Raw genomic sequence first — 821 nt, 5'->3', positions numbered from 1 at the left:
GGCCAGGCCGCGCATCTGGCGCAGGCGCGGCCGGCGGGCGAGATCGTCCAGACGCTCTGGGCCGACGCGGCAGCGCTGCTCCCCGTCTGACGCGGGCTTGGGCGGCAGCCCCGCGCGGCTTACGCCGCCGCCGTCTCGGCCAGTTCCTCGATGATCGGGCAGTGCGGCCGCCCGTCGCCGTGACACCGCTCCGCCAGATGCCGCAGCGCGCGGCTCATCTCGGCGATCGCCTGCGCCTTGGCGTCGAGTTCGGCCACGTGCGCGAGCGCCAGCCGCTTGACGTCCGCGCTCGCCCGGCCCTCGTCGCGCCACAGCGCCAGCAGCGCGCGCATCTGTTCGACCGGGAACGCCAGCTCGCGCGCCCGGCGGATGAAGCGCAGCGTCTGCACGTCGGCCTCGGTATAGCGGCGGTAGCCGGCCTCGCTGCGCGCGGGCTTCGGGATCAGGCCGATCGTCTCGTAATAGCGGATCATCTTGGCCGACACGCCGGATGCCCGCGACGCCTCGCCGATGTTCATGCCACCTCCTCCGGCCCCCAGCGGCGCAGCAGCAGGGCGCTGCCGATCACGCTCACGCTGGACGCGGCCATCGCCGCCCCCGCGACCACCGGGCTGAGGAAGCCGAAGGCCGCCAGGGGAATGCCGACGACATTATAGGCAAACGCCCAGAACAGGCCGAGCCGGATGCGCCCCACGGTCCGTGCGGCGATATCGAGCGCCGCCAGCACCAGCGCCGGATCGGGACGCATCAGCGTGATGCCCGCCGCCGCCGCCGCCGCGTCGGTGCCGCCCGCCATCGCGATGCCGAGATCGGCCGCCGCC

General features: G+C 74.3%; 1 protein-coding gene and 1 pseudogene. Both read right to left on the bottom strand.

Features of this window, described 5'->3' with window-relative positions:
• Window positions 1-119: 119 nt before the first annotated feature.
• Window positions 120-518, bottom strand: a complete 399-nt coding sequence (gene cueR, locus B8460_RS19775; RefSeq protein WP_048863346.1) for a Cu(I)-responsive transcriptional regulator — start codon at window positions 516-518, stop codon at window positions 120-122.
• Window positions 515-821 (bottom strand): annotated as a pseudogene (locus tag B8460_RS19770) (copper-transporting ATPase); the annotation flags it as partial. The pseudogene B8460_RS19770 and the gene cueR, both read right to left, overlap by 4 nt.

It is taken from the genome of Acidisphaera rubrifaciens HS-AP3, assembly GCF_000964365.1.
GTDB lineage: Bacteria > Pseudomonadota > Alphaproteobacteria > Acetobacterales > Acetobacteraceae > Acidisphaera > Acidisphaera rubrifaciens.
Note: the sequence above shows the minus strand (reverse complement) of the source record. Positions and strands in the feature narration are given on the sequence as shown.

Coding starts and splice junctions, on each gene's coding strand:
- cueR (WP_048863346.1), bottom strand. CDS start 518: ATGAACATCGGCGAGGCGTCGCGGGCATCCGGCGTGTCGGCCAAGATG.